Source organism: Pseudomonas sp. LP_7_YM (genome assembly GCF_004364435.1).
Taxonomy (GTDB): domain Bacteria; phylum Pseudomonadota; class Gammaproteobacteria; order Pseudomonadales; family Pseudomonadaceae; genus Aquipseudomonas.
On the sequence record NZ_SOCT01000001.1, the window covers coordinates 616,761 to 643,644 of the forward strand.

Annotated in this window: 24 protein-coding genes and 1 pseudogene; 11 read left to right on the forward strand and 14 right to left on the reverse strand. The window is 60.0% G+C overall.

What is annotated here, in order from left to right:
• Nucleotides 1-125 precede the first annotated feature (125 nt).
• On the reverse strand, nucleotides 126-488 hold the full coding sequence (locus tag EC915_RS02835) for a VOC family protein (RefSeq protein WP_133748997.1): 363 nt from the start codon (nucleotides 486-488) through the stop codon (nucleotides 126-128).
• A gap of 390 nt (nucleotides 489-878) precedes the next feature.
• Between EC915_RS02835 and EC915_RS02840 the strand changes: the two genes are divergently transcribed.
• The gene (locus EC915_RS02840; RefSeq protein WP_133748998.1) at nucleotides 879-1,898 is read left to right on the forward strand and encodes a branched-chain amino acid aminotransferase; all 1,020 of its coding nucleotides are present in this window, start codon (nucleotides 879-881) and stop codon (nucleotides 1,896-1,898) included.
• 474 nt (nucleotides 1,899-2,372) lie between these two features.
• Here the strand turns inward: EC915_RS02840 and EC915_RS02845 are convergent, their stop codons facing one another.
• The 5 genes from EC915_RS02845 to EC915_RS02865 all read right to left on the reverse strand — a co-directional run bounded on the left by EC915_RS02845 (nucleotide 2,373) and on the right by EC915_RS02865 (nucleotide 5,922).
• Complete coding sequence (locus EC915_RS02845) at nucleotides 2,373-2,843, reverse strand: DoxX family protein (RefSeq protein WP_133748999.1); 471 nt, start codon at nucleotides 2,841-2,843, stop codon at nucleotides 2,373-2,375.
• Nucleotides 2,844-2,859: 16 nt separating this feature from the next.
• Entirely contained in the window at nucleotides 2,860-3,609 is a 750-nt protein-coding gene (locus EC915_RS02850) for a DNA-binding domain-containing protein (protein ID WP_133749000.1), read from the reverse strand.
• The gene (locus EC915_RS02855) at nucleotides 3,600-4,436 is read right to left on the reverse strand and encodes a DUF692 domain-containing protein (RefSeq protein ID WP_133749001.1); all 837 of its coding nucleotides are present in this window, start codon (nucleotides 4,434-4,436) and stop codon (nucleotides 3,600-3,602) included. Before EC915_RS02855 ends, EC915_RS02850 begins: the two co-directional genes overlap by 10 nt.
• A 52-nt stretch (nucleotides 4,437-4,488) precedes the next feature.
• Complete coding sequence (locus tag EC915_RS02860; protein WP_133749002.1) at nucleotides 4,489-4,758, reverse strand: DUF2282 domain-containing protein; 270 nt, start codon at nucleotides 4,756-4,758, stop codon at nucleotides 4,489-4,491.
• Between the two features lie 258 nt (nucleotides 4,759-5,016).
• The gene (locus EC915_RS02865; RefSeq protein WP_133749003.1) at nucleotides 5,017-5,922 is read right to left on the reverse strand and encodes a LysR family transcriptional regulator; all 906 of its coding nucleotides are present in this window, start codon (nucleotides 5,920-5,922) and stop codon (nucleotides 5,017-5,019) included.
• A 123-nt stretch (nucleotides 5,923-6,045) separates the two neighbouring features.
• Here EC915_RS02865 and EC915_RS02870 point away from each other — a divergent pair, with 123 nt between their 5' ends.
• Nucleotides 6,046-6,804 carry an SDR family NAD(P)-dependent oxidoreductase gene (locus tag EC915_RS02870; RefSeq protein ID WP_133749004.1) on the forward strand — a complete coding sequence of 253 codons (759 nt, stop codon included), beginning with the start codon at nucleotides 6,046-6,048 and terminating at the stop codon, nucleotides 6,802-6,804.
• Nucleotides 6,805-6,895: 91 nt separating this feature from the next.
• Here the strand turns inward: EC915_RS02870 and EC915_RS02875 are convergent, their stop codons facing one another.
• The 8 genes and pseudogenes from EC915_RS02875 to EC915_RS02910 all read right to left on the reverse strand — a co-directional run bounded on the left by EC915_RS02875 (nucleotide 6,896) and on the right by EC915_RS02910 (nucleotide 14,471).
• Entirely contained in the window at nucleotides 6,896-7,825 is a 930-nt protein-coding gene (locus EC915_RS02875; RefSeq protein WP_133749005.1) for an AEC family transporter, read from the reverse strand.
• A 243-nt stretch (nucleotides 7,826-8,068) separates the two neighbouring features.
• A complete protein-coding gene (locus tag EC915_RS02880) occupies nucleotides 8,069-8,377 on the reverse strand; it encodes an RcnB family protein (RefSeq protein ID WP_133749006.1) in 309 nt (102 codons plus the stop codon).
• A 66-nt stretch (nucleotides 8,378-8,443) separates the two neighbouring features.
• Nucleotides 8,444-8,767 carry an RcnB family protein gene (locus EC915_RS02885; RefSeq protein ID WP_133749007.1) on the reverse strand — a complete coding sequence of 108 codons (324 nt, stop codon included), beginning with the start codon at nucleotides 8,765-8,767 and terminating at the stop codon, nucleotides 8,444-8,446.
• Nucleotides 8,768-8,914: 147 nt separating this feature from the next.
• A pseudogene (locus tag EC915_RS25530) lies at nucleotides 8,915-9,023 on the reverse strand (KR domain-containing protein); the annotation flags it as partial.
• Between the two features lie 433 nt (nucleotides 9,024-9,456).
• Nucleotides 9,457-10,557, reverse strand: coding sequence for an SMP-30/gluconolactonase/LRE family protein (locus EC915_RS02895; RefSeq protein WP_133749008.1), 1,101 nt, complete (start codon nucleotides 10,555-10,557; stop codon nucleotides 9,457-9,459).
• Nucleotides 10,558-10,731: 174 nt separating this feature from the next.
• On the reverse strand, nucleotides 10,732-11,958 hold the full coding sequence (locus EC915_RS02900) for a cytochrome c (protein WP_133749009.1): 1,227 nt from the start codon (nucleotides 11,956-11,958) through the stop codon (nucleotides 10,732-10,734).
• Nucleotides 11,955-13,718: a GMC family oxidoreductase gene (locus EC915_RS02905; protein WP_133749010.1), complete on the reverse strand. Its 1,764-nt coding sequence runs from the start codon at nucleotides 13,716-13,718 to the stop codon at nucleotides 11,955-11,957. Before EC915_RS02905 ends, EC915_RS02900 begins: the two co-directional genes overlap by 4 nt.
• A 6-nt stretch (nucleotides 13,719-13,724) precedes the next feature.
• Entirely contained in the window at nucleotides 13,725-14,471 is a 747-nt protein-coding gene (locus EC915_RS02910; protein WP_133749011.1) for a gluconate 2-dehydrogenase subunit 3 family protein, read from the reverse strand.
• Nucleotides 14,472-15,151: 680 nt separating this feature from the next.
• Here EC915_RS02910 and mrdA point away from each other — a divergent pair.
• The 9 genes from mrdA to EC915_RS02955 all read left to right on the forward strand — a co-directional run bounded on the left by mrdA (nucleotide 15,152) and on the right by EC915_RS02955 (nucleotide 26,777).
• Entirely contained in the window at nucleotides 15,152-17,086 is a 1,935-nt protein-coding gene (gene mrdA, locus EC915_RS02915) for a penicillin-binding protein 2 (RefSeq protein WP_133749012.1), read from the forward strand.
• Nucleotides 17,087-17,436: 350 nt separating this feature from the next.
• Entirely contained in the window at nucleotides 17,437-19,158 is a 1,722-nt protein-coding gene (gene poxB, locus EC915_RS02920; RefSeq protein ID WP_133749013.1) for a ubiquinone-dependent pyruvate dehydrogenase, read from the forward strand.
• Nucleotides 19,159-19,502: 344 nt separating this feature from the next.
• Nucleotides 19,503-20,354, forward strand: coding sequence for a MurR/RpiR family transcriptional regulator (locus EC915_RS02925; RefSeq protein WP_133749014.1), 852 nt, complete (start codon nucleotides 19,503-19,505; stop codon nucleotides 20,352-20,354).
• A 58-nt stretch (nucleotides 20,355-20,412) separates the two neighbouring features.
• The gene (gene ddpX, locus EC915_RS02930) at nucleotides 20,413-20,967 is read left to right on the forward strand and encodes a D-alanyl-D-alanine dipeptidase (RefSeq protein WP_133749015.1); all 555 of its coding nucleotides are present in this window, start codon (nucleotides 20,413-20,415) and stop codon (nucleotides 20,965-20,967) included.
• A 196-nt stretch (nucleotides 20,968-21,163) separates the two neighbouring features.
• Nucleotides 21,164-22,720, forward strand: coding sequence for an ABC transporter substrate-binding protein (locus EC915_RS02935; RefSeq protein ID WP_133749016.1), 1,557 nt, complete (start codon nucleotides 21,164-21,166; stop codon nucleotides 22,718-22,720).
• A gap of 104 nt (nucleotides 22,721-22,824) precedes the next feature.
• Nucleotides 22,825-23,841 carry an ABC transporter permease gene (locus tag EC915_RS02940; RefSeq protein ID WP_133749017.1) on the forward strand — a complete coding sequence of 339 codons (1,017 nt, stop codon included), beginning with the start codon at nucleotides 22,825-22,827 and terminating at the stop codon, nucleotides 23,839-23,841.
• Nucleotide 23,842: 1 nt separating this feature from the next.
• Nucleotides 23,843-24,742: a D,D-dipeptide ABC transporter permease gene (gene ddpC / locus EC915_RS02945; protein ID WP_133749018.1), complete on the forward strand. Its 900-nt coding sequence runs from the start codon at nucleotides 23,843-23,845 to the stop codon at nucleotides 24,740-24,742.
• Nucleotides 24,739-25,791 (forward strand): ABC transporter ATP-binding protein, encoded by a 1,053-nt coding sequence (locus EC915_RS02950; RefSeq protein WP_372237838.1) that lies wholly within the window; start codon nucleotides 24,739-24,741, stop codon nucleotides 25,789-25,791. The genes ddpC and EC915_RS02950 overlap by 4 nt, the downstream gene beginning before the upstream one ends.
• The gene (locus tag EC915_RS02955) at nucleotides 25,788-26,777 is read left to right on the forward strand and encodes an oligopeptide/dipeptide ABC transporter ATP-binding protein (protein WP_133749020.1); all 990 of its coding nucleotides are present in this window, start codon (nucleotides 25,788-25,790) and stop codon (nucleotides 26,775-26,777) included. Before EC915_RS02950 ends, EC915_RS02955 begins: the two co-directional genes overlap by 4 nt.
• The last annotated feature ends 107 nt before the right edge of the window (nucleotides 26,778-26,884 follow it).

Here is a 26,884-nt window from a genome sequence, read left to right on the forward strand (position 1 = left end):
TTGGCGAATCTGCACGGAAGGTGATCACGTTTTTTGCCTGGGACGGCTTGCTTGAGGAACGATTCCGATGGGATGCAGTGACCCATGCAGTTATCAGGCGCTGCGGCCGCGATGGCGCGGGCCGGTCATGACGCTGTCTGGCGAAACTGCAGGACGTTGCCCTCTGGATCGAAACCATCACATGCAGTGAAACCGCGAGCGGTGAACTCAGCAGAAGCGTCGTCAACCTGACCGCCGAGCGCCACTGCTGCAGCGCGGGCTTGAGCCAGGTTTTTTACCGGCAATACCAGTTTGGTTGGCAGGTTGGCTCGACGCTCGGGTGGGGTGGCGATGACCAGCCCTTCGGCAATTTTTTTCGCAACTGCATGAATGACCAGTTGGTACGTCGCGAACTCGAGCACGATCAGCCGGGTTTCATTGACTGTCTCGGCCATTCCCGGCAGTTCGCGATAAAACACTGCAACGCGTGGTAAATCCTTGGTGAACAACACCGCGCCATGTTTGGGCGGCTCAACGCTTCACTCATTGGTTCTTCCTTGAAGCAGGGCGAAGATTCATGAGAAAGGGGCGCCACGCGCCTTGGCGGCCACTGCCCAAACTTTTACAGCGCCCGCCATCGGGCGTGCAGGCACGCTGTTGGTCTGGCAGTTTGGTCGCCTCATCAGCTGGCACTTTTTACTGTTTTTTCAATACGTCTGCGAGGTCGCGGCGGTTCTTTTTTAAGTCGCATGCGTCGGAGGCGGTTTGTCCGGCGAAAAATCAGTAATATGGCGCAACATCGGTGAGGGCGACTCCCTCGATCGAGCCTCCGCAACCATATTCATGAAACGCCAGCCCTCGCGCATGCCGGGCGCGCTGGCCAGGAAATAGAGGGTGTCATGGGTAACGAAAGCATTAATTGGGACAAGCTGGGTTTCGACTACATCAAGACTGACAAGCGCTACCTAGCTCACTGGCACGACGGTGAATGGGACAAAGGTACCCTGACCGAAGACAATCAGTTGCATATCAGCGAAGGCTCCACTGCGCTGCATTACGGTCAGCAGTGTTTTGAAGGCCTGAAGGCCTACCGTGCCAAAGACGGTTCGATCAACCTGTTCCGTCCCGACCAGAACGCCGCGCGCATGCAACGCAGCTGCTCGCGCCTGCTGATGCCGCACGTGCCGACCGAGCAATTCATTGAGGCCTGCAAGCAGGTGGTGCGTGCCAACGAGCGCTTCATCCCTCCGTACGGCACCGGTGGCGCGCTGTACCTGCGTCCGTTCGTGATCGGCGTGGGTGACAACATCGGCGTGCGGACTGCGCCGGAGTTCATCTTTTCGGTGTTCTGCATCCCGGTCGGCCCTTACTTCAAAGGCGGCATGAAACCGCACAACTTCGTGATTTCCAGCTACGACCGTGCCGCACCTCAGGGCACCGGGGCGGCGAAGGTCGGCGGTAACTATGCGGCCAGCATGATGCCGGGCAGCGAAGCCAGGAAGTACGGTTTCGCGGATGCGATCTACCTTGATCCGCTGACTCACTCGAAGATCGAGGAGGTCGGTTCGGCCAACTTCTTCGGGATTACCCATGATGATCAGTTCATCACCCCGAAATCGCCGTCGGTGCTGCCGGGTATCACTCGCCTGTCGCTGATCGAGCTGGCCGAGAGCCGTCTGGGCCTGAAAGTCATCGAAGGCGACGTGTTTATCGACAAGCTGGATCAGTTCAAGGAAGCCGGTGCGTGCGGCACAGCGGCCGTGATCTCGCCGATCGGCGGGATCAGTTACAAGGACAAGATGCATGTGTTCCACAGTGAGACCGAGGTAGGGCCGGTGACTCAGCGGTTGTACCAGGAGCTGACCGGTATTCAGTTCGGCGAGATCGAAGGGCCTGCGGGTTGGATCGTTAAGGTTTAGTTGGGCTTGATCGCTTGTTAGAAGAACCACCGCCTTTGCGCGGTGGTTTTTTTTGTGGGTGCATGTGCGTCGGCGCTTGGGCTCGGGCTCGGGTGAATATCCTTTCTTCGGGTGGCGCGAAGATGGGTTCCGCTTTTACAGCGTGTTAGTTGGAAAAGCCCCAGATAACCAAGGGCCTTTGCTTCCGGTCTGGCCCGACTGCGGCGGGTTCCCTCACGCAGGCAGCTCTCCCGGCATCCATGCCGCTCGGCCCTGCGTTCGGCCTGCACCCAGGTCGCGATGGTGGTGATCGTCACCTTTGGTGCCCAGCCCAAACCGCTGCGCAGAAACCTCATCGCGCCGCTGACGTTTTTCGATGCGGTGGTCGCCCAGTTGAAGTGAGCCTTGGCAGTGTCCCGAAAGGTGGCTGCCGAGTGCTTTACAGAGATTCCCCAAGACTCATCCGCTCACAGTCAAAGCAATGCCGAGCAGTGCCTATTTGACGCCCAGGCAGCGGTCCAGTGAGAACCTGCCGCCGCCCTTGGCGATGATGAGCAGCAACAATCCGGCCCAGCTTAGATGGGTGGCCCATGCATCCGGGTAGACGAATGTCTGGATTACCAGCGTCATGCCCAGCAGCGCCAAGGCCGCCAGCCGTGTACACAATCCCAGAATGAGCAGCAGCGGGAACAGGTGTTCGGCATAGGTGGCCAGGTAGGCGGCGATAGTCGGGGTGATCAATGGCAGCGTGTATTCAGTGCTGAACAGGTAAAAGGTGCTATCGGTGAGGCTCAGGATGTCCTCGACTTTGGTTCTCCCCGACATCAGGAAAATGCCGGCGATGGCCACACGGGCCACCAGTGACAGCAATGAGTCGTTGACCCAATGACTGAGGCGATCGGCTAGACGGTTCCACCCTGCGCGTCGCGGAGGGTGACAAGGGGCGTGGTTGGGTAGGGTGTCCATGATGTTCTCCGGTGGGTCATGACGGATCGGTCGCGACGAACACGCGCGCGCTGATCAATCGGGTAAGCAGTTTGAAAATGTCCAGCGACGCTTGAGCGTCACTGGCGTGTACAGCGGCTTGCGCCAATGGCTTTCCGGCCGCGCAGGCGTCGAGAAATGCACAGTCGCCGATGTCCAGCGCATGCCAGTCGACGGCGCCGCCGCTACGCACCAGCAAGGCACCTTCGCCCTGCCAGCAGAGGTGTTCGGGCATTTGTAGCCCTTCACGATTGTGGCGCCAGATGCTGAACACTGGCTGATGGGCAAACCACGCCCAGCGTGCTGACGCCTTGGGTGTCAGTCGCAGTGACGCCAGCTGCTCGGGAGCCAGGCTGGCAATCCGCGGCACGTCGATACCGGCTTCATCCATTGCCGTGTGGCACTGGGTCCACAGCAGGTCCAATCGTGCGACGTCGCCCAGATAAGGCAACGATTGCGCGTGCTCGAACTGGTCGAGGAAGGCCGGGAACCCGGCGCCGTGGTAGATAAGCCGTGCATCCAGAGGCGTTGACTGTCGCGCATGGAGGGCGGCTGCCGCAGCGAACCAGTCCTTGCCAACCAGGCGTTCGACGGTCGGAAAGTTGGCGTGAAGCGCACCCACCGCGGCCCTCATCACGGTATTGCGATACACCGTGAAACCGGGTTGCTCGGTGAGTATCGGCAGGCAGCTTGCCTGTGGGTCGTATAACGCCTCGACGAACGCGTCCTGAAACGCACTCAACCGCATGACAACGCCTCCAGCAGCGACTGTGCCCGATCCCGCTCCAGCAGCAGCTCACCGAATGCAGGGACATTTTCGTCCCGTTCAATCAGCGTCGGGCGTGGACCTATGCGCTGAATCAGCCGCTGATACAACGCCCAGACCGCCTCTGCGACTGGCGCATCATGGGAATCGATGAGCAGAGAAGCACCGCCGGGATCGACACTGTGCCCGGCCAGATGAATCTCCGTGATGGCTTGGGCCGGAACGGCGTCGACATACGCATTGGCGTTGTACGCCATGTTGTGAGCACTGAGAAACACGTTGTTGATGTCCAGCAACAGACCGCAACCACTGCGTTCGCTCAGCTCGCAGAGAAAGTCGATTTCACTGAACGCATGGCCAGACAATTCCAGGTAATGACTCGGGTTCTCGATGGCGATGCGGCGACCGAGAAAGTCCTGTGTGCGCTGAATGTTGTCACCGATTCGCTTCAAGGCTTGCACCGAACGAGGGAAGGGCAGCAGGTCGGGGTGGTAATGCCCCCGCCAGGCGGACCAGGCGAGGTGCTCGGAAATGAGGGCTGGCCGAATCCGTTCGGCAAGCGTTTTGAGCCGCTTGAGGTGCGCGATGTCCGGCGCGCAATCGGCTGCAAGCGACAGCGAGACACCGTGCAGAGAAAGCGGATGGCGGCTACCGATAGTCTCCAGCCACGCGATGCGCGGGCCGCCGTCGATCATGTAGTTTTCCGGGTGGACTTCGAACCACAGGCCCTGAGCGGCGCATTCATGCGCTGCCTCGTAGTGTTCGGCCTTGAGCCCCAGCCCGGCACCCAGGGTGAGTGATGTGTGCATGATCGACGCCTGCCCTTGCATTGGTTTACGGTTCGGCTTTACCGGCTGCCTTTTACTTTGCGGTCAGTGAGCCGTTGCCGTTCGGGGTCTTGATCGAAGTACAGGTGCCTGCCGGTACGCTTTTCCAGGCGTTGGCCTGGTAGTCGGTTTTGGAGGTGCCGGCGCAACTGGTACCCGCGCCGGCTGCGCAGTCGTTCTTGCCGGCCAGGGCTACGCCGTAGCATTTTTCCATGGCGGGGGCTGAGCTGCTTTCAGCTGCGTTGACGCCAGTGGCGATGGAGGCGAAAGCCAGAGCGACGGTGGCGAGTTTGAGGTTGTTCATGGGTGTCTCCAGTGACTTGATTAAGGATTTTTGCAGCACCTGCGTGAAGCCCACGCCGTGCGACAGGGCCGAACGTTAGTCGCAAGTGGAAATGAGCGCGAACGTGACGTCGTGCCATTTTATTTCTGCGCCGAGCGGCCTCACACGGGCGCGCCCCTGCATGACAGGCGCGGTGTGCTTCAGAGCCAAAAGGAGGTTCACTTGAGGGAAAAAGCGGTTACAGGTTTACACAACGTTGTCCCTCTACGGGACAGCATTTCAGGCAATCACGCCGTACTCGAGCAGCAGCTGCTCCATCCAGTCCATGAACACCTGGCAGCGTTGTGGCAGGTGACGCCGATGGGCATAAAGCAATGAAACGGGCATGGGGGCAGGCAGGTAATCGGGCAGTATTTCCAGCAGATCACCGCGTGCCAGATGAAAGCCGTTGGACAGTCGCGGTATCTGCACAATCCCCAGACCACCAAGGCAGGCGGCTTCGTAGGCTTCAATGTTGTTGACCGTGATGCTGGCGGGCATGAGGACCTGACAGTCCTTGCCGTCGCGGTGATATTCGAAGGTCGGGTTGCCTGCGCCAAAGGCCGATACGTAGTTGATGAGTCGGTGTTGCTGCAGGTCTTCCAGCGTCTGGGGCGCGCCAAAACGTTGGGCATACCCGACGCTCACGCAGTTGATCATGCGCAAATGGCCCACCTTGCGCGCCACCAGCGTGGTGTCGGGCAACTCGCCCACGCGCATCACGCAATCGAAACCTTCGCGCACCAGGTCGACGCGACGGTCACTGCTGCTGATTTCCAGCTCGATCAACGGATGTCGAGCGATGAATTCGCTAACCCGAGGAATCACCAGCCGGCGTGCCACGGCAGTCGGCATGTCCACCCGCAGACGGCCGCTGAGTACGGCGTTGTCCTGTCGGAACAGGCTTTCCAGTTCATCCATTTGCGCCAGTAGATCCTTGCTGCGCTCGTACAGGGCCTGGCCGTCCGGGGTGGTCTGGACCTTGCGCGTGGTGCGTTGCAGCAGGCGGGTATCGAGAAGCCGCTCGAGGGCGCGGATCTGCTCGGACACACTGGAACGTGGCAATCCCAATGCGTCACTCGCCAACGTGAAGCTGGAAAGCTCTGCCACCCGTACGAAGGTCTTGAGCAGTTCAAGTTTGTTCATGGCGCTCACTCATTGTTCGTATGGTTCGATCAGTCATATCGAATGACGTGGGTTTATCAAGATCATTGGCGAACAATACAGTGCTACCTCGTGCATGGGTACAGCCAGTTGAGGAAGCAGATCATGGGTAATAAAATCGCGATCATTACCGGCGCCAGCCGTGGCCTGGGCAAGAGCACTGCGTTGCATCTGGTACGGCAGGGGGTGGATATCATTGGCACCTACCACAGCCTTGAACAGGAAGCGCAGAACGTCGTCGAGGAAATCGAATCGCTGGGTGGCAAAGCAAGAATGCTACAGCTGGACGTAGGTGACAGCAGCAGTTTCGAGGCTTTCAAGGGACAGGTAACGATGCTGCTCGGTACCTGTTTCAGCGCCGAGCGTTTTGATTTTCTGGTCAATAATGCCGGCATCGGGATGCATGCCAGTTGCGCCGACACGACCGAAGCCCAGTTCGACCAGTTGATGAAGGTGCATTTCAAGGGGCCGTTTTTCCTGACGCAAAAATTGCTGCCGCTGATGGCCGATGGCGGGCGTATCGTCAACCTGTCGTCCGGTCTGGCGCGGTTTTCACCCATCGGTTACGCCGCTTATGCGTCGATGAAAGGGGCCATCGAGGTTTGGACCCGCTACCTGGCCAATGAGTTGGGGCCACGTGGCATTACGGTCAATGCGCTGGCGCCTGGCGCGATAGAAACTGACTTTGGTGGGGGCACGGTGCGTGATAATCCGCAAGTGAACAGCTGGATTTCTTCCAATACGGCCTTGGGTCGCGCGGGTCTGCCAGATGACATAGGCGCGGCGGTTTCGATGCTGTTGGGTGAAGGTGGGCGTTGGATTACCGCGCAGCGTATCGAGGCATCAGGGGGGATGTTTGTCTGACCAAACGCCGGTCGCGCTGATCTTCTGATCCCGCCGCTGCAGGCGCCGTCTTTGCCCGCAGGTTGGCCCTGCAGGGTTGGGCAGATCAGACTCAGCCGTTGATGTAATAAATGCACAACGACAGGGTGACCAGTGAGCCCAGCGTGGACATCAGGATCGTGCTGGACACCACCGCCGCTTCGCGCTTGTAGTATTCGGCCAGCATGAAAGGCCCGGTGCCTGTGGGCAGGGCGCTGAGCAGCAAGGCAGAATTGGCCCACAGCGGCGGCAGGTGAAAAACCTTGAAGGCCAGGAACCAGGTCAGCAGCGGATGCCCGATCAGTTTGATCAATACCAAAAGGCTCGTGCCGTGGCGCGGGCCTTGTTGTTTCTGCGCCAGAAACAATCCCAGTGAGATCAGTGCACACGGCGTGGTGGCCGCGCCCAACAGGCTCAGGAACTTGTCCAGCGCCCCAGGCAGTGGCCAGCCGGTGGACGCCCAGCACGCCCCCAGAATCGGCGACACCACCAACGGATTCTTTGCCAATGCAGCCAACACCTTGATCACGATGCGGTGCACATGGGCTTCGCTCTGCAAACCCACTTCGATGCACACCAGTGCAATCCCGAACAGCACGCACACCACCAGCAACGAGGCGATCAACGCAGGTTCAAGGCCGCTTTGCCCCAGGACCATCACGCACAGCGGAATGCCGATGTACCCGGTGTTGGCGTAAGAGGCACTCAATGCATCGATGCTGGCATCGGCGAAGTGGCCGGCCTTCTTGCGCCGCAACAGCAGGGTAACGATGAACATCACCAGGGTGGAAAGGGTGAACACCAGGACGAAACCCGGATGCCAGATTTGCTCCCAGGTGGCGGTTGCGGTCGCGGTGAACAGTAGTGCTGGCAGGCACAGCCAAACCACCATCCGGTTGATCTCCGACGCTGCGGCAGGGCCCAGGCGATGGGTACGACGACACAGGTAACCGACCAGAATCAAGGCGAAAATTGGCAACAGGACATTCAAAACAGCAGACATCGGATCTCGGCCTTGGCTTTTGAAGAGAAACGCACTGGAAGGGAGCGTGGGCAGGGGCTTTGAAACAAGCGGCAAAGATTAAAGTCGCAAACCGTTAGCGTCCAACCTTTCTTATCGCCGAGGAGGAATTTTCATATTGGGGACGGTCGTCAGGAGTACCTTCCAGAGCGGTCGGACCAGTCTGTGATAGACGGCACAGAAGAATGCCCGAGTGAGATCGGGCACTCCAGAAATCAGGGAGGGTTATTTCTTGACTGGCTGGATATCAAGGATCTTGCCGCTGTCGGTGTGGACCAACACGTATTTGTCACTGATCTGCACCCACTGGCTGTCTTCTCCCGGGTCCTTCAGGTTCTTCTGCTTCCAGTCCTTGATGCCGACGCGCTCCTGCTTGTTCAGATCAGGGGCGAGATCACCGACTTTAAAGTGTTTGTTGGTGGTCTCTGCCTGAACGGTTTTTCCCGATGTCGGCTCCGCAGCCTGAGCACAAAGACTGGTACCGGTAAGGCAGGTCATCACGGCCGCACAGGCCATCAACGTTTTCAGATTCATGATGCATTCCTTCAGCTTTTGTTTGAACAGCCCGCTTCGGCGCTGGCTCGCTGTCCACGGGCAGCGTTATTTTTTCATCGGGCCTTTTTTCACCGGGACGATGTCGGTGATATAGCCGTTGGTGGTTTGCACTTGAACATATTTGTCGTTGATCCGTACCCACTGACTTTCCTTGGCGGGTTCGTGGAGCCCTTTGGCTTTCCAGTTATGGATCACGTCGCCTTTGCGCTGGTACTTTTCAGGCACGCGAGAGCCCAATTCCAGCTCGTCTTTATTGTCTTTGGAGGGTTGGACAGTTTGCGCTGGCGCGTCATCGGCGTGCACGGCGAAACTGGTGAGCGAAACACAGCTCAGGATCGCCAGACCGGCGATGATTGATTTGCTGTTCATTCGAAGCTCCTTATCCAGTGCGTGATGCGCTGTCATAAGGTCCGACCATGATTCGGGCCGATCATTCAGTCAGGTTGCGACGAACACAGGCGAGGGTATGTCGAAATTCCTGCAGCAGCGTGGCCACTGGGAGCGAGTTCAGGATCGCCACCTTTTCGGCGCCCGCAAACGCAGAGTCGAGGGTGCCGGGTTGGGAATAATCGGCCTTGCGCACCTGCACCCCGAGGGCGACGAGATCTTCGGCTTTTTCAGGGTGCGCACCGCTGCGACGATATTTGCCGCGCTGACCCGATGCACCGGTGATGACGATCATGTTGAATTTTCTTAAGTTTCGTTGGCGGTGTGCTCAGCATAGAGCTCAGGCTAACCTTTCGTAAGTACGCACACTGATGCTCATGGGCTGAGAGGTGGCCTTGAAAGTCGACGGCCTGACCACCTGGATCGAGCAGAACCTGGCGCGCATCATGGGCGCGCGTCAGGCTCGCAGGGTTGAGGCGGCCGAATAGTTACAACGTGGCGGCGAGCTCGACGGCGGCCCGGGTCGATGCCCTGAGCGACTCGGCACCGATGTCGGGCCCAACGCCGCTTTCTCAACGAGGATGTTGAACTGCTCGCCGATACCCACCCTCTCGCTCCAGGTGCAGCCGATTTGACCCGATATGCCCCACGGCATACCGGGTCGCGTGCGATTACGCAAACGTGGCGCCGCGCGTGTTGACGAACAACGAATAGATCGAGTGGCTGCCGGCCATGAACAGCCGGTTGCCTTCACGTCCGCCAAAGCACAGATTCGGGCAACGCTCAGGCAATGAGATGTGGCCGATGGCTTTGCCTTGCGGGTTGAATACGCGCACGCCGTCGAGTTTTTCCAGGTCGGCCTTAGGGTCGCCATTACCGCCCCAGCCACACCACAGGTTGCCCGCCTCATCGCACTTCATGCCGTCGATGGCAGCGTATTCCAGCCCCTCGATATGTTTGCGCCGTGCGCCCAGCGAGCCATCATCGTTGACGGAAATGGCCCAGATCAGGCGATTGGGCCTGGCGCGCCCTTCGACCACATACAGGATCTTCTCATCGGGAGAAAAACACAGGCCATTGGGACCACTGAGGTCATCGATGACCCGAATAACCGCGCCGCTCTGGCCGTCGATGCGATAGATCGCGTGGGGCTGCGAGGGCGTTACCTTGTGGCCTTCGTAATTATTGGCGGTCTGAAAGGGCGGGTCGCTGAACCAGATCGAGCCATCAGTTTTGCAGATGATGTCGTTGGGAGAGTTGAAGGGTTTGCCGTCGTAGTTGTCAGCCAGCACGGTGATGGTGCCATTGGGCTCGGTGCGGGTGATGCGCCGTCCTTCATGGGTGGTGGTCGAGCCTTCACAGACGAGCAGGCGGCCCTGGCGATCACGGCACATACCGTTGGAGAAATTGGAGTTATCGCGGTACACCGAAAACGTGTCAGTGATTTCATCCCAGCGCATGATGCGGTTATTGGGGATGTCGCTGACCAGCAGGTAACGGCCATCGCCTACCCATACCGGTCCCTCTGCCCAGCGCATGCCGGTGCCCAGCTTTTCCACGCTCGCGTTGAAGACCCGCAGATCGAGAAAACTGTCGTCGAGGATGTGAATCAGCGGATCAGGGTAACGTTGGCTGAGGGTTTCGACCGCAGAGGCCGCGCGGGGCAGGGCCATGCTGCTCAAAGTGGCCAGCGTGGCCGAGACAGCCAATGATTGTTTCAAAAAAACTCTGCGCGTATTGCCGCACGGCTGGCCCGAAAGTGATGAATCCATGGTGATCTCCGTTGAATTGTTTTTTTACGGGGACGCTAGTAATACCTGCTGGTAGGACATCGTACAAGTGGGTTTTACCCAGGATGCGCGGTTTACATTTGTTGAAGCCTCATACCCGACCATGAAAAATGCCCGACCCCATCACTGAGGTCAGGCATTTTCCGTTCGTGGCGCTTACCTGGGCGTCAATGCCTCGCGCACGTCTTTGACATCGGCGCTGGACACCGCAGGTGCGGCGTTGCCCCAGGTGTTACGCACGTAGGTCAACACGTCCGCGACATTCTCATCCGACAGGTTCCAGCCGAATGAAGGCATGGCCGGTGCGGTCGGCGCTGCGTCGGTAGCCCCTGCGCGGCTGCCAGCCAATACCACGCGGATCAGCGACGAGGGGTCGTTGCTGTTGATCAGAGGAGCCATGGCCAGTTTCGGGAACAGGTTGGCTGCGCCTTCGCCGTTTGGCGTATGGCACGCCGAGCAGCGGTCAGCATAGATCGCCTTGCCGGCCACCATGGCCGCATCGCTGGCCGCTATCGGCTTGGCTTCTTCCACAGGCTTGGCGCCGTCTTTCAAGTAGACAGCAACGGCCAGCAGATCCTGATCGCTCCAGTGCTGCGACGAGTGCTCGACTTCTTCGGCCATTGGTCCGGAGGCGATGTCGAAGCGGTTGGCGCCGGTCTTCAGGTACTTGACGATGTCGTCTTCGTTCCACGCGCCAAGACCATCGTGGCCCTTGGAGGTGATGTTCGGCGCCACCCAGTTCTGCAGATTTGCACCCATCAGGAACTGATCGCTCTTATCGCCCCCGGTCAGGCCTTTCGGCGTATGGCAGGTGCCGCAGTGGCCCAGGCCCTCGACCAGATAGGCTCCGCGATTCCACTGCTCGGATTTCTGCGGGTCGGCCTTGAATTCGCCTTCCTTGAAGTTGAGCAAGTTCCAGCCGATCAGGCTGGTGCGCACGTTGAACGGGAAGGGCAACTGGTTGGTTTGGACCTCGTTGTCCGAGGCGTCGACAGTTTTCAGGTAAGCCCAGATGGCCAGGTTGTCTTCACGCCTGACCTTGGTGTACGCGGTGAACGGCATCGCGCCGTAAAGGCGTTTGCCATCCAGCCCATGCCCATTGGACATGACATTCTGAAAGTCTTCGAAGGTCCAGCGGCCAATGCCGTGAACCGGATCCGGGGTGATGTTGGCGCCGGCCAGCTTGCCGAACGGGGTGTCGAGAATCACGCCACCGGAAAACAGCGGCTTGCCCGGCAGCGTGTGGCACGCAGTGCAGTCTCCGACGGTAGCCAGGTAGCGACCTTTGGTCACCATGTTGTAGGAATCGGCAGCCGTGTCGGCATAAGCCATGCTCACGGACAGCCCGAGGATACTTGCGCAGAGAGTCAGAAGAGTTTTCATACGCTGATCATCTCCCCTGGACGCTTGAGGTATCGGGTACGGATGGCATCCGCCGCCTTGAAGGCCAGCGCCGCCACAGTACCGGTAGGGTTGTAGCCAGGGTTCTGCGGGAACGCCGAGGAGCCGACCACGAACAGGTTCGGTACGCCCCAGACTTGCAGGTATTTGTTCACCGAACTGTTCTTCGGATCGGCGCCCATGATGAATCCGCCGACGATGTGCGAGGACTGGTACGGTGCGCTGTTCCAGTGGCCGGTCTGCGAACTGGGCACCATCTGCCGCGGGTTCATGCTTTTGGCAATTTCCATGACTTTGCCGGTGACGTACGCAGACATCTTGCGATCGTTCTCCGGGAAATCGAAGGTGATGCGCAGCAGCGGACGACCGTGCGGGTCTTTGTAGGTCGGGTCCAGCGACAGATAGTTGGTGCGGGTGGCGTAACTGCTCGCCTCGCAGCCGATGGACATGGTGCTGGCGTAGTTCTTGACCGTGGCCTTCTTCCACTCCGCCCCCCAGGCAGGCGTACCGGGCGGCAGAGGACGCGAGTCGATGGGGGCCGCGCCAATGGGCGTTACGCGGGTACTGCCGCCACCGACGAAACCCAGACCCGAATGGTCGAAGTTGTCGTTGTTGAACTCGTCGATGCCCATGCCGATGGCGCCGCCACCGATAAACGGGTTGAAGTTCTTGTCGTCGAAAAACATCCGCACGCTGTTGGCGGTCTGGTAGGCGTAATTGCGCCCGGTGGTGCCGGTGTTGGTCACCGGGTCATACGGTTGGCCGATACCGGACAGCAGCATCAGGCGCACGTTTTCGAAAATGAAAGCGCTGACCACCACCAGCTCGGCCGGCTGCTCCCATTCTTCGCCATTGGAATCCATGTAGACGATGCCCGTGGCGCGTTTGCCGCTGGGGTCCATGGTCACGCGCAGCACTTCACAGTTGGTCATGGCGGTGAAGTTCGGCTTGCGGATCAGCACCGGCAGAACAGTGGTGATGGCGCTGGCCTTGGAGTAGTTGGCGCAACCATAGTTGGTGCAGAACCCGCAATAGGTGCACGGGCCCATGGCCACGCCAAGGGAGTTGACGTAGGGCCGGGAAACCAGCGCCGACGGCACCGGGAAGGGCTTATAGCCCAGATTCTTCGCTGCTTGGGCAAACAGTACCGGGGCGTAGGTCTGTTCGGTCGGTGGGTTCGGGTATTCTTCCGAGCGCGCGCCTTCGAAGGTGTTGCCGCCTTCCTGAATGGCGCCCTTGATGTTGCCGGCCTTGCCCGAGACGCCTGCCAAGCGGTCGAACTTGGTGTAGAACGGCTCCATCTCTTCCCAGTCGGTGCCCCAGTCCTGCAGCGTCAGTTCGGGCGACAACTCCTTGCCATAACGCTCGGTCAGGTAGCTGTTCAGCCGGAACTCGTGCGGTTGGAAGCGGAAGGTGATCCCCGCCCAATGGTTGCCCGCGCCGCCGGTGCCGTTGCCGGGGTGAAAAGAGCCCCAGGTGCGCATCGGCAAAGCGGTTTCATTGATGCTGTTGCGCATGGTTGTGGTGTTTTGCCGCGTACGCAGCATCAAGTCCTGACGACGGCTGTAACGCAGCTCATCAGCCGCCGATGCGACGTTGAAGTCGGCTGCGGTGTCGCGCCATGGGCCGCGTTCGAAACCGATGACTTTCAGGTTTTCATCGGCCAACTCGTTGGCGATGATGGATCCGGCCCAACCGAGCCCGACAACCACGACATCCGTGGAAGGTAATTTTTTGGCCATGTCGAATTAACCCTTTTTGGTCCAGGCGGAGCTGCCGGAAATGGAAAGCGGCACCAGATTGAGCTTCTGATTGTGCAGACCGATGTATTCGCGGTAGTCGTACCGGGCACCGGGGAAGCCGATCATTTTCCACGACACCATGTCGCGGTTTCCGCCATAGACCGGGTCGGCAAAAAAACCTTCCATGGTGTTGCCCAGCACCTGCTGGAAAAACAGGGGGGCGTCGATGCCGTCAAGGGTGATCTGGCCTTTCTCAAGCCCGACCAGGACCTTGTCCTGCTCCTCGGCAGCCAGCGCGCTGAAGCTTTTCTGGAACTGCTTCTGGCAATAACCCTCAAGCCCGGCCAGCCCCAGGCGGTAGCGTTGGCGCGGCACCAGCTCGGACTGATCGCCTTGCATCGGCGTGCCTTTCTCGAAAGGGCCTTGCATGTACAGGCGGCTGAACGTGCCGTACTCGCCAGCCAGTTGGCGGTCGATGAACACCGCGCAACCCGCGTCCTTGCCGCTGACGCTCAAATCGTCGGCGGGAATCAGGCGGGCGACGATGGCCTCTACCGCGCTGGCTTCGGCGGCAGTGAAGAATTGCCAGCCGGGGGTGTCGTAGTGCATCGGGCCGTTATGGTCGAACGGGACCCATTGCGGCACACCGACGACGGTGGCTGCCTTGGCGGTAGCGGCAGCTCCGACGGCGAGCGTGGTTGCTGAGGATTTCAGCAACTGGCGGCGGGTCAGGCCTTTGGGTTTTTCTGTCATTCAAGGCTCCTGCGAACGCGACTGTTGAGGGCCAGGGCGGGCATGGTCCGCAAACAGGCGAATCGTAAGTGTGTTTCACGGTTTGGCCCGATCCGCGAGGTTCGAGCGAGCATTCCTCAGGCGTGGGTGTGACATCAAGTCTCTGGCAGACCAGCATGCGCAAAGCGCACGCTAGAGGGGGAACAGCCATGACCGCTGGTCATCTTTTTCACGCCATCGGCAATCATAGATGTGTTACTGGCTATTGCCTCCATTCATTTTGGTAAATGACTGTTGTCAAAAACGTAACAATATTTCGCCTTGCAGACGATGCGGGTTTATGGACAGTCGGGTGCAGGAAAAGTGCTGTTCGGCGTTGAGGCGCTGAGTCCGGGCTTTCAAGGCGTGGGCCAAGCTGTACCGGCACATGCTCGTAATCTGAACTGATTTCAGAGCGCCACAGCTGCGCTGATGGCTATCTGGCGATTAAAGGAAATTCTGCAACAAATTCCGCTCTCGGCTGAATGGTGATTGGTGACGATTTCATCCGCGTTTTTTGGATTATTTCCAAACATGACAGGATTTTCATGAAGAACGGGCCATGAAGCAGGTTCATCTTGGTATCGTGCACGCCATTTGCATCCCGGCAGCTGTCTGGGAACGCAGTGTGTGCCGTTCATTTTCACCGAGTAGCTGTAGAAATGCCTGATCCCATACCCTTAAAGGACCATGAGAAAGAAACCCGGCTGGTTAACAAGCGGTTGATCGCCTGCGCGCTTTTTGTGGTTGCCCTGAGCATTGCGTTGGTCTGCCGGATGTATTTTCTGCAGGTCACCGAGTTTGCCTATCACTCGACCATCTCCGAAAACAACCGCGTCCACGTCTTGCCGATCCCGCCGGAACGCGGGCTGATCTACGACCGCAATGGTGTGATCCTCGCCGACAACCGCCCCAGCTTCAACCTGACCATGACCCGCGAGCGGGCCGGGGACTGGCATGCAGTGATCGATACCCTGATGCAGCTCCTCAATCTGCCCGATGAAGACCGTATCGTGTTCGACAAGGCGATGAAGAACTCGCCGCATCGGTTCGTGCCGGTGACGCTGCTGTATGAATTAACCGAAGAACAGATCGCCTTGCTGGCGGTCAATCAGTTCCGCCTGCCGGGGCTGGATGTCGAGGCGCAGTTCGTTCGCCACTATCCGCTGGCCGAGCACTTCGCTCATTCCATTGGCTACGTCGGACGCATCAACGAAAAGGAAGCCAGTCAGCTCGATCAGGTCGAGTACCGCGGCACGCAGTCGATTGGCAAGACCGGTGTCGAACGTTTCTATGAAAACGAATTGCATGGCCATGTCGGTTATGAAGAAGTCGAGACCAACGCTCAGGGCCGCGTGTTGCGGGTGCTCAACCATCACGACCCGGTGGCCGGTAAAAGCATCACGCTGAGTCTGGACATCAAGTTGCAGGAAGCCGCCGAACAGGCGCTGGGCGACCGCCGCGGCTCGGTGGTGGCGATCGATCCGGCCACCGGCGAAGTGTTGGCGATGGTCAGCAAGCCGAGTTTCGACCCGAATCTGTTCGTCACCGGCATCAGCTTCAAGGAGTATTCGGCGCTGCGCGACTCGGTTGACCGCCCGCTATTCAACCGGGTGCTGCGCGGCCTGTATGCGCCGGGCTCGACCATCAAGCCCGAAGTGGCCATTGCCGGACTGGACAGTGGCGTCATCACACCCTCTACGCGGGTTTTCGATCCCGGCTACTTCCAGTTGCCGGATTTCGATCACAAATACCGCAACTGGAACCACAGCGGCGACGGCTGGGTGGACCTGAACGCAGCGATCATGCGTTCCAATGACACCTATTTCTATGACCTGGCACACAAGCTGGGGATCGACCGTCTGCACGATTACCTGACCATGTTCGGCATCGGCCAGAAGGTCTCGCTGGACATGTTCGAAGAGTCCGCAGGGCTCATGCCGTCGAAGGAATGGAAGCGCATTACCCGGCGTCAGGCATGGTTCCCCGGCGAAACGGTGATCCTGGGGATCGGCCAGGGCTACATGCAGGTCACGCCGTTGCAACTGGCCCAGGCCACGACGCTGATCGCCAGCAAGGGCGTGTGGCACCGTCCGCATCTGGCCAGGGAAATTGGCGGCGTGCCGCCGGTGGACGAGCACCCGATGCCCAACATCGTGCTGCGCGACTCCCATGAGTGGGATCAGGTCAACAACGGCATGCAATCGGTAATGCACGACCCGCGAGGTATCGCGCGGGCAGCGGCGCAGGGCGCGCAATACCGTATCGCCGGCAAGAGCGGTACGGCTCAGGTGGTGGCGATCAAGCAGGGCGAGCGCTACAACCGCGACAAAACCCTGGAACGGCATCGCGACAACGCCTTGTTCGTTGGTTTCGCTCCGGCCGCCAATCCGAAGATCGCGGTCGCGGTGATGATCGAGAACGGCGAGGCGGGCGGGCGTGTGGCAGGCCCGGTGGTGCGGCAGATCCTCGACGCCTGGCTGCTGGATCAGGATGGCCACCTCAAGCAGCAATTCGCGACCCCCAGCGCAACCCCGGTCAACCCCAAAGTGCAGATCGCCGCACCGAGCAAAGCGGTGGTGCAGCCGCCGGTGTGAGTGCGGCGTTGCCAGGCAATCCTCAAATGGATGGTTCCCACGCTCCGCGTGGTAACGCCGCCCCAGATGGTTTGCGTCAGCCGTCGGCTGTGCCATGACGCAGAGCGTCAGAGGATGCATTCCCACGCAGAGGCGGGAACGATCGTCACGATCGTGAAAACGAGCGCATTGCGGCAGGTACGTGCGCGCTCAGGCCAGATTCAACATCCGCAGCGGCTCGGCGGGCGGGATCAATAAGCACATTGGTACACGCACTGAACTGTGACCGGCGCCACGGGTCGATTTGAGACGACGCACGATGCAGCCTTTGGCATCGTGCGGTCCCTTCGACTCGACAAGGAACCTGCCCCATGTCCAGCAGAACCATCGCCGACTACCTTGCGCAAACCCTCGCCGCAGCGGGCGTCTCGAAAATCTGGGGGGTCAGCGGCGATAGCCTGAACGGTCTGACCGACAGCCTCGAGCGCCTGGGCAAGATCAAGTGGATGCACACCCGTCATGAAGAGGTGGCCGCGTTCGCTGCCGGTGCCGAAGCGGCCTCCACCGGCAAGCTCGCGGTGTGCGCGGGCAGTTGCGGTCCCGGCAACCTGCACTTGATCAACGGCCTGTACGACTGTCACCGCAGCCGCGTTCCGGTACTGGCGATTGCCGCGCAGATTCCGTCTTCAGAGATCGGTCTGAATTACTTTCAGGAAACCCATCCCACCGATTTGTTCAAAGAGTGCAGCCACTTCGTCGAGGCGGTTGGCACCCCTGAGCAGTTCCCACGGGTGCTGGAGCGCGCCATGCGTGCCGCCATCAGCCAGGGCGGGGTGGCAGTGATCGTGATTCCGGGCGATGTCGCCTTGCAGCCAGCCCCGGACATCAAGCCCGCCTGGGTCGATGTGAGCCCTGCGCGGGTGATTCCGGCCGAGAAAGATCTGCAACAACTGGCGGACATCCTCGATAAATCCAAAGCGGTGACGATTTTGGCGGGTGCCGGTTGCGCCCAGGCGCATGATCAGGTCGTGGCGCTGGCCGAAAAGCTGTCCGCGCCGGTGGTTCACGCCTTGCGCGGCAAGCAGTACATCGAATACGCCAATCCTTTCGACGTGGGCATGACCGGCCTGATCGGCTTCAGCTCCGGTTATCACGCCATGATGTCCTGCGACACCCTGGTGATTCTGGGCAGCAGCTTCCCGTACCGCAATTTCTACCCGGAAAAAGCCAACATCGTGCAGATCGACATCGATCCCGCCGCGCTGGGCCGTCGTGTACCACTGACCCTGGGTCTGGAGGGTGGGATCGCCGAGACCGTCGTGGCACTGCTGCCCCGGATCAAGGCGCACACTGACCGCAAGTTCCTCGACAAGGCACTGGATCACTACGCCAAGGCCCGCGAAGAACTCGACGAGCTGGCCACCCCTTCGGCGCACGGAGAGCCGATCCACCCGCAGTACCTGACGCGAATGGTCGATGCCTACGCTGACCCCGACACCCTCTTCACCGTCGATGTCGGCACGCCAACCCTGTGGGCCGCACGTTACCTGACCATGAATGGCCAACGCTCGTTGTTGGGTTCGTTCAACCACGGCTCCATGGCCAACGCCATGCCACAAGCCTTGGGCGCCAAGGCAGCGTTCCCGCAGCGTCAGGTGGTGGCGTTGTGTGGTGATGGTGGCCTGTCGATGCTGATGGGCGATCTGCTGAGCATCCGCCAGCTCAACCTGCCGATCAAGATCGTGGTGTTCAACAACAGCTCACTGGGTTTTGTCGCCATGGAGATGCAGGCCAGCGGTTATGTACCCCATGACACCGATTTCCACGCTACCAACTTCGCCAACATCGCCATCGGTGCGGGCATTCTAGGGATTCGCGTGGAAGACTCCGCCGAACTGCCCAACGCGTTGAAAAAAGCCTTTGAACACCCCGGGCCGGTGGTGGTGGACGTCGTCGTTGCGAAACAGGAGCTGGGCTTGCCGCCGAAAATCAAACTGGCTCAGGCCAAAGGTTTCAGCCTGTTCATGCTTAAAGCAGTAATGAGCGGCAAAGCCGATCAGGTGCTGGAGTTGGCGAAGACCAATCTGCGCTGACCGGTTTCAGCCCACCTTTCTGATGATTGTTCCCACGTTCTGCGTGGGAGCGCCGCTCGGGACGCTCTGTTTGCGTGGCTTACGCAAAGCGTCGATCACCGCATACCCACGCAAGGCGGGGGTCCGATCAACGCGAATACCCCGTTACTTTTTGCCCAATAAACGCGCATTTCCACACCCGCCCGCACCACGCTGAATCACGTTTTTCCCCCTCTGAAATCTTCTGAAAAAAAGCATTGTGCCAGCTCAAAAGCCGATGTTATGTTGATAACATCTTGCGAGAAAATGAACGGTCAATAACATTTTTTTGCTTATTTTTACCCGTTGCCACAGTTGGATTTCCCATGGAAAGTCGTCCATTCCTCGATACCCTGGAACAGCGTTTCAGCGACCTGACACCGACGGGGAAACGCATTGCCGGCTACCTCTTGGCCAACCCCCAGAAGTTGCCATTCGAGACTGCCGACAGCATCGCTCAGCAAACCGGTACCACCGGGATTTCGGTGGGGCGCTTTCTGCGTTCGCTGGGTTATCGCAACATCGATGACGTCAAGCAAAGCCTGCGCGGAGACGGCGCCAGCCCTTGGGTGATTACCGATCGCCTGGGTGCATTTCGCGAGCAGAGCACCCATGGCGATGGCCTGGAGCGCTCAATGAACCGCGAGCTGGAAGCCATTCAGCGGGTCTATGCGATGGCCCGCAGTGATACTTTCGCCCGCATTATTGATCGCCTGCACAGTGCCGATGCGGTGTTCATCGTCGGCATCCAGACCACCCGGGGCATTCTCAATGCGTTCTTCACCCACCTGGAATACCTGCGGCCCAAGGTTTACTACGTCGATGGGTTGTCCGGCACCTACGCCGAATCGCTGAACTCGCAGTTCGAAAATCCCTACGCTGTGATCGCCGATTTCCGCACCTATTCTGCCGTGGCGAGAACCTTCTGCGAGGTGGCCCACCAGCAGGGCTTGCCGTTGGTGTTCATCACCGATTTCCACTGCCCCTGGGCCAGGGACTATCCAGCGGATCTGCTGCAACTGGATTCCGATGTCGGCCAGTTCTGGGACTCCCTGGCACCGCTGGCGTGCCTGTTCAACCTGATGCTGTCGGCCGTCGCCGAGAAGTATGGCGAGCGCTTGGATCAGCGTCTGGCAAAAAACCGTGAGCTGCAACAACTGTTCGGTCAGTTCGAGTGAGCCGACCGGCAAGAGACCCCGCGCGTGATGAGCGTGTTTTTGATCTGGAGTGTTTTACGTGAAGAGTCCCCTCGTCGAAGTCGATGCTCAGGCGCTGCAGGTCGAAATCGACCTGATCTACGCCGGCACCGACAACCTCGCTGGCAAGCGGATTTATCAGGACCCGCGCTGCTTGCTGCACCGCGATGCCGAGGCTTGCCTGCGCAAAGCCAGTACCCTGGCGCGGCAGGCCGGTTTGCGCCTGCGCATCTTCGATGCCTACCGCCCGCCGTACGCCCAATACCTGCTCTGGGAGGCGCTGCCCAATCCCGAATACGTGCGTGATCCGGGGCTGGGGTCGCATCACACCCGTGGGGTGGCCGTTGACCTCACGCTCATTGACGCCAGTGGAACAGCCCTCGACATGGGCACCGGCTTCGATGACATGCGCGAGCACTCGCATCAGTTCTTCGCCGATCTGCCAGCCGAGGTCCAGCGCAATCGGCTGTTGTTGCTAGGGATCATGCTCGCCGCCGGGTTCACCTACATCGACAGCGAGTGGTGGCATTACCAACTGCCCGACGCTGAGCAATACGCCCTGATCGACGATGGTTCGATCCGTCCGGCGAGCTGAAACAGGCAACCTTTGATAACCGTGACACCTGACCGGGACGACCATGAATCCCGGCTGAATCCTGCGATGGCCTGACGCTGGAAAGGCGTCGGGATTGCCCTTTCGGAGGCCTGTGGGCTCCGAGTTTTAACTGCCCGGTATAGCTTCAATAAAAAACCTGACGAATTTCCACACATCGAATGATCTAGGAACCGGCATGAAATCAATCGTGACTTCCCGCAAGCTGGCCATGGCGCTTCTGTGCACCGCCATGGGCCTTGGTGCCTGGCAATCGGCCAGCGCTGCCGTGGCCCAGGACACCCTGATGATCGGCAAACCGGCCGATCCACAGACCCTCGACCCGGCCGTGACCATCGACAACAACGACTGGACCGTAACCTATCCCGTGTATCAGCGGCTGGTGACCTACAAGGTCGAGAACGGCAAGGGCAGCACCGAGGTGGCCGGTGAACTGGCCAGCAGCTGGTCCACGTCCGCGGACAACCTGACGTGGGAATTCAAGCTCAAGCCGGGCAACAAGTTCGATGACGGCGCAGAGGTCAACGCCGAAGCGGTGAAGTTTTCCTTCGACCGCGTAATGAAGCTCAAACAAGGCCCGTCAGGTGCGTTCCCGGACGACATGACGGTGTCGGTGGTCGATCCGCAGACGGTGAAGTTCACCCTCAAGGCGCCGTATGCGCCGTTCCTCTCGACCCTGGCGCACAACGGGGCAGCGATCATCAACCCGGATGTGGCGAAAAAATCCGAAGGCGCCGAAGCTTATCTGGCCAATCACACGGCCGGTTCCGGTGCGTTCAAGCTGGTGAACTGGCAGAAAGGCCAGACCCTGACCATGGAGCAGAACAGCTACTACGCCGGGCCCAAACCGGCCCTGAAAAAGGTCGTGGTCAAGATCATCGGTGAGGCCTCGGTGCGCCGCTTGCAACTGGAACACGGCGATCTGGACATCATCGAAGACATGCCCGAAGACCAGCTTGAAGCGCTGGGCAAGAAATCCGGCATCGTCGTCGGCGATTACCCGTCGCTGCGTGTGACCTTGCTGTACCTGAACACCCAAAAGGCGCCGATGAACAACCCGCACGCGCGCCGCGCGGTGGTCGAATCGCTGGATTACGACGGCATCATCAACGGCATTCTCAAAGGCAAGGCCAAGCCGCTGAATGGGCCTATTCCACAGGGCATGTGGGCCTATGACGAAAAACTGCCTGCGTTCAAGCAGGACATGGGCAAGGCCAAGGAGGATCTGGGCAAGGTGTCGCCGAAGGTCAGCGACCTGACCTTCATGTATTCCGACAAGGACCCGAACTGGGAGCCTATCGGGCTCACCTTGCAGGCCGGCTTGCAGCCATTGGGCGTCAACCTGAAGCTGGAAAAACTGGCCAACGCCAGCATGCGTGAGCGTCTGGGCAGCGGTGATTTCGATATCGCCATAGGCTCATGGAGCCCGGACTTCGCCGACCCCTACATGTTCATGAACTTCTTTTTCGACTCGAAGCTGAAAGGCCTGGCGGGTAACCGCTCGCTGTATGAAAACCCGGCAGTGGACACGCTGATTCGCGAGTCGGCAACCACCAACGACATGGCCAAACGTACCGAGTTGTACCAACAGGCACAGAAGATCGTGCTCAGCGACAGCGTCTACGCCTACCTGTACCAGAAGGCCTATACCTTGCCGATGAGCGATAAGGTCAAGGGCTACGTGTTCAACCCGATGCTGGAACAGGTGTTCAACATCGGCACGATTACCAAGTAAACCCTGGTTGTTTCAAACGGCCCGGCAGCGGACGCAGGGCCGCTGCAACGCTGTGTCCGCGAGCTGTTTCGCGTTATTGATCGTCTGCGTGACCGAGGTGCCTGATGGCCTTGCTGAATATTTTGCGTAAACGCCTGGGCGGCTTGCTGCTGGTGGTGTTTGGCGTGTCCCTGATTACCTTTTGCATATCCCACCTGATCCCGGGTGACCCGGCACGGCTGATCGCCGGCGACCGCGCCACTGACGCGATCGTGCAGAACATCCGTCACCAGTTGGGTCTGGATCTGCCGCTGTATCAACAATATGGGCGCTACATGCTCGACCTGCTGCATGGCGACCTGGGCACGTCGATCCGCACCCATCGTCCGGTACTGGAGGATCTGCAGGCGTTCTTTCCGGCAACTCTGGAACTGGCGCTGGCAGCATTAACCCTTTCGATTCTGGTGGGCGTGCCGCTGGGCGTGCTGTCGGCTGTGTATCACAACCGTCTGATCGATCAGGTGGCGCGAACCCTGGCGGTGACCGGGATTTCGACGCCTGCGTTCTGGCTCGGACTGGGCTTGATCGTGCTGTTCTACGGGCATCTGAACTGGTTACCGGGCAGCGGTCGCATCGACGAGGGGATGGAGCCACCGCCAACGGTCACCGGTTTCTACCTGATCGACACGCTGCTTGCCGGCGATACGGCGCAGTTCTTCAACGCCGTGCAACACCTGATCCTGCCTGCGATCACCCTGGGCTTCGTCAATCTCGGCGTCGTGGCGCGGCAGATCCGTTCGGCCATGCTCGATCAGCTGGGCGAAGATTACATCCGCACCGCGCGCGCCTATGGCCTGTCGAAGTGGGCGGTGATCCTGCGTCACGCGCTGCCCAATGCGTTGATCCCCTCGGTGACCGTGCTGGGCCTGACCCTCGGTGATCTGCTGTATGGCGCCGTGCTGACCGAAACCGTGTTCGCCTGGCCGGGCATGGGTGCGTATGTGGTCAAGTCGATCCAGTCGCTGGATTTTCCGGCGGTCATGGGTTTCGCAATTCTGGTGTCCTTCATTTATGTACTGCTCAACATGGCGATCGATCTGCTGTACCGCCTGATCGACCCCCGCATCGGCGAGGTCAATTGAGATGTCTACCCCGATCACAGCGCCCGTCGTGGCGTCCCTGCCGAAAGCCTCGCGCTGGCAGGACAAGCTGGCGTATCTGGCGCACCAGCTACGTCGCAGCCCATTAACCATGGCTGGCCTGCTCATTACCTTGATCGTTCTGTTGGCGATGGCGTTCGCCCCATGGCTGGCGTCCCACGACCCCAATGCCCTGAATCTGACCCAGCGGCTCGGCGCGCCTTCTGCCGCGCACTGGTTTGGCACCGATGAAGTGGGCCGCGATCTGTTCAGCCGGGTGCTGTACGGCAGCCGCCAGTCTGTGGGCGTCGGTCTGTTCGTCGCCTTTGCATCCTGTTTCACCGGTGGCTTGCTGGGCTGCATGTCAGGGATCATCGGTGGCCGCTTCGACGGGCTGATCATGCGCCTGATGGACATCATGCTGTCGGTGCCGTCGCTGGTGCTGATCATGGCGTTGGCGGCAGCACTGGGGCCGAGCCTGTTCAACGCCATGCTGGCGATCACCCTGGTGCGCATCCCGTTTTACGTACGGCTGGCCCGCGGTCAGGCGCTGAGCATTCGTCAGATGGGCTACGTCAAAGCTGCCCAGACGTTCGGGGCCGGGCGTTGGCACATGGTGTTGTGGCACGTGGCACGCAACGCCATGCCGCCGCTGCTGGTGCAACTGAGCCTGGACATCGGCGGCGCCATTCTCATGGCCTCGGCGCTGGGCTTCATCGGCCTGGGTGCACAGCAGCCGACGGCTGAGTGGGGCGCGATGGTCGCCACGGGGCGCAACTACATCCTCGATCAATGGTGGTATTCGACCTTTCCGGGGGTGGCGATCCTGATCACCGCTACCGGTTTCAATCTTTTGGGCGACGGCGTGCGTGATCTGCTCGACCCCCGTCAGCAGGGGAGATGACCATGCAGACTCCTTTGCACACATCATCGGCCAGCAATGCTGCGGTGCTGACCATCGATAACCTGAGCATCGAATTTCCGGCCTATAAAAGTACGGTCAAGGCGCTGAACGGCGTGTCGCTGCACGTCAATCCCGGTGAGATCGTCGGCGTGATCGGCGAATCCGGTTCCGGCAAATCGGTGACCGCGATGCTCAGCCTGCGCCTGCTGCCCGAACGCGCCTATCAGGTGAAAAGCGGCAGCTTGAGTATCCTCGGTCGCGACATGCTGACGGCCAGGGAAAAAGACCTGCTCAAGGTTCGTGGCCGCGACGCCGCGATGATCTTTCAGGAGCCGATGACGGCGCTGAACCCGACGCGGCGCATTGGCCGGCAGATGCTCGACGTGATCATCCATCATCAGCAACTGAGCAAGGCCGACGCCCGTGCCAAGGCTGTCGCACTGCTGCGTGACATGCACATCGCCGACCCCGAACAGGTGATGAACAGCTACCCCTTCGAGCTGTCCGGGGGCATGCGTCAGCGGGTGATGATCGCCCTGGCGTTTTCCTGCGATCCGAAGCTGCTGATCGCCGATGAGCCGACCACCGCGCTAGACGTGACCGTGCAGCGCCAGGTGTTGCTGCTGTTGCGGGAAAAGGCCCGGCAGCGCGGTACGGCGATTCTGCTGATTACCCACGACATGGCGCTGGTGTCGCAGTTCTGCGACCGGGTGTATGTGATGTACACTGGCGCGGTGGTGGAGCAGGGGGTCACTGCTCAGGTCATGGCCGACCCTCGCCATCCTTACACCCAAGGGTTGCTCAGCGGCCTGCCGGAACAGGTCGAGCCAGGTCGGAACCTGATGACCATTCCCGGCCAGGTGCCCAACCTGTCGGCACTGCCTGAAGGCTGCACCTTTCGTGAACGGTGTGCCTTCGCCATGCCCAAATGCCTGCAACGTCCGCCCATGTTCACCCTTGACGCCGCGGCAGATCGCAAGAGCGCCTGCTGGCTGAGCGAGGCCGCTCACTCAGCCCCCCATTCTTCTGTACAGGAGTCGCGGTCATGACCGGCGCAGCCCTTGAATCACGTGCCGGCAAAAGCCGCCACACCCTACTCGGCCTGCACGATGTACGCGTGCATTACCCGATGGGCAGTGACTGGCTGGGCCGCCCCAAGGCGGTGGCTCACGCCCTCAACGGTATTGATTTGCAGGTGCGTGCCGGAGAAACCCTGGGCGTGGTTGGCGAGTCCGGCTGCGGCAAGAGCACGCTGGCGCAGTTGCTGATGGGCCTGATCAAGCCGACCTCAGGCACGCTCGACTGGATCTACAACAACCCCGGCGAACGCAGCAGTAACGTACAGATCGTTTTCCAGGACCCGCAATCCTCGCTGGACCCGCGGCTGCCGGTGTGGAAGGTGATCACCGAACCCTTGTTCGTGCAGCGCTCGGCGCCGCGTCGCGACATGCGTGACATCGCCGCCAGGGTTGCCTCGCAGGTGGGGATACGCACCGAGTACATGGACCGCTTTCCCCATCAGTTTTCCGGTGGTCAGCGTCAGCGCATCGCCATTGCCCGGGCGCTGTCATCCGACCCGGACATCATCGTACTGGACGAACCGACCTCGGCACTGGACATCTCGGTGCAGGCGCAGATACTCAACCTGCTCGCCGAGCTGCAACGCAGCCGCAACCTGACCTATATTCTGATCTCGCACAACGTCTCGGTGGTGCGGCACATGGCGGACCGGGTGGCGGTGATGTACCTGGGGCAGATCGTCGAACTGGGCAGCGCCAGCGAAGTGCTGGAACGGCCGCGACATCCATATACCCAACTACTGCTTGAGGCCGTGCCGCGACTGGGCGTGGCGGTCGACGATGCGCAGGTCTCGGCGCCGACCGAGCTGCCGGGCAATCGCAACCTGCCCACGGGCTGCTTTTTCAGGGACCGCTGCCCGAAGGCGACGGCTGGCTGCGAAATACCGCAGGCGTTACTGCCCGCCAAAGGCGTTGAGACCGGCGAGCGAGTGAGGTGTCATTTGCAGTCGGGCTGAGTCAGCGCGTCAGGCACCTTGCTGATCGAGGCAGCCCTGCGCGGACGCGAACACAGGATCTTTCAATCATCGACTCAATGGATAAAGATGACCGCATCCGGCCAAGA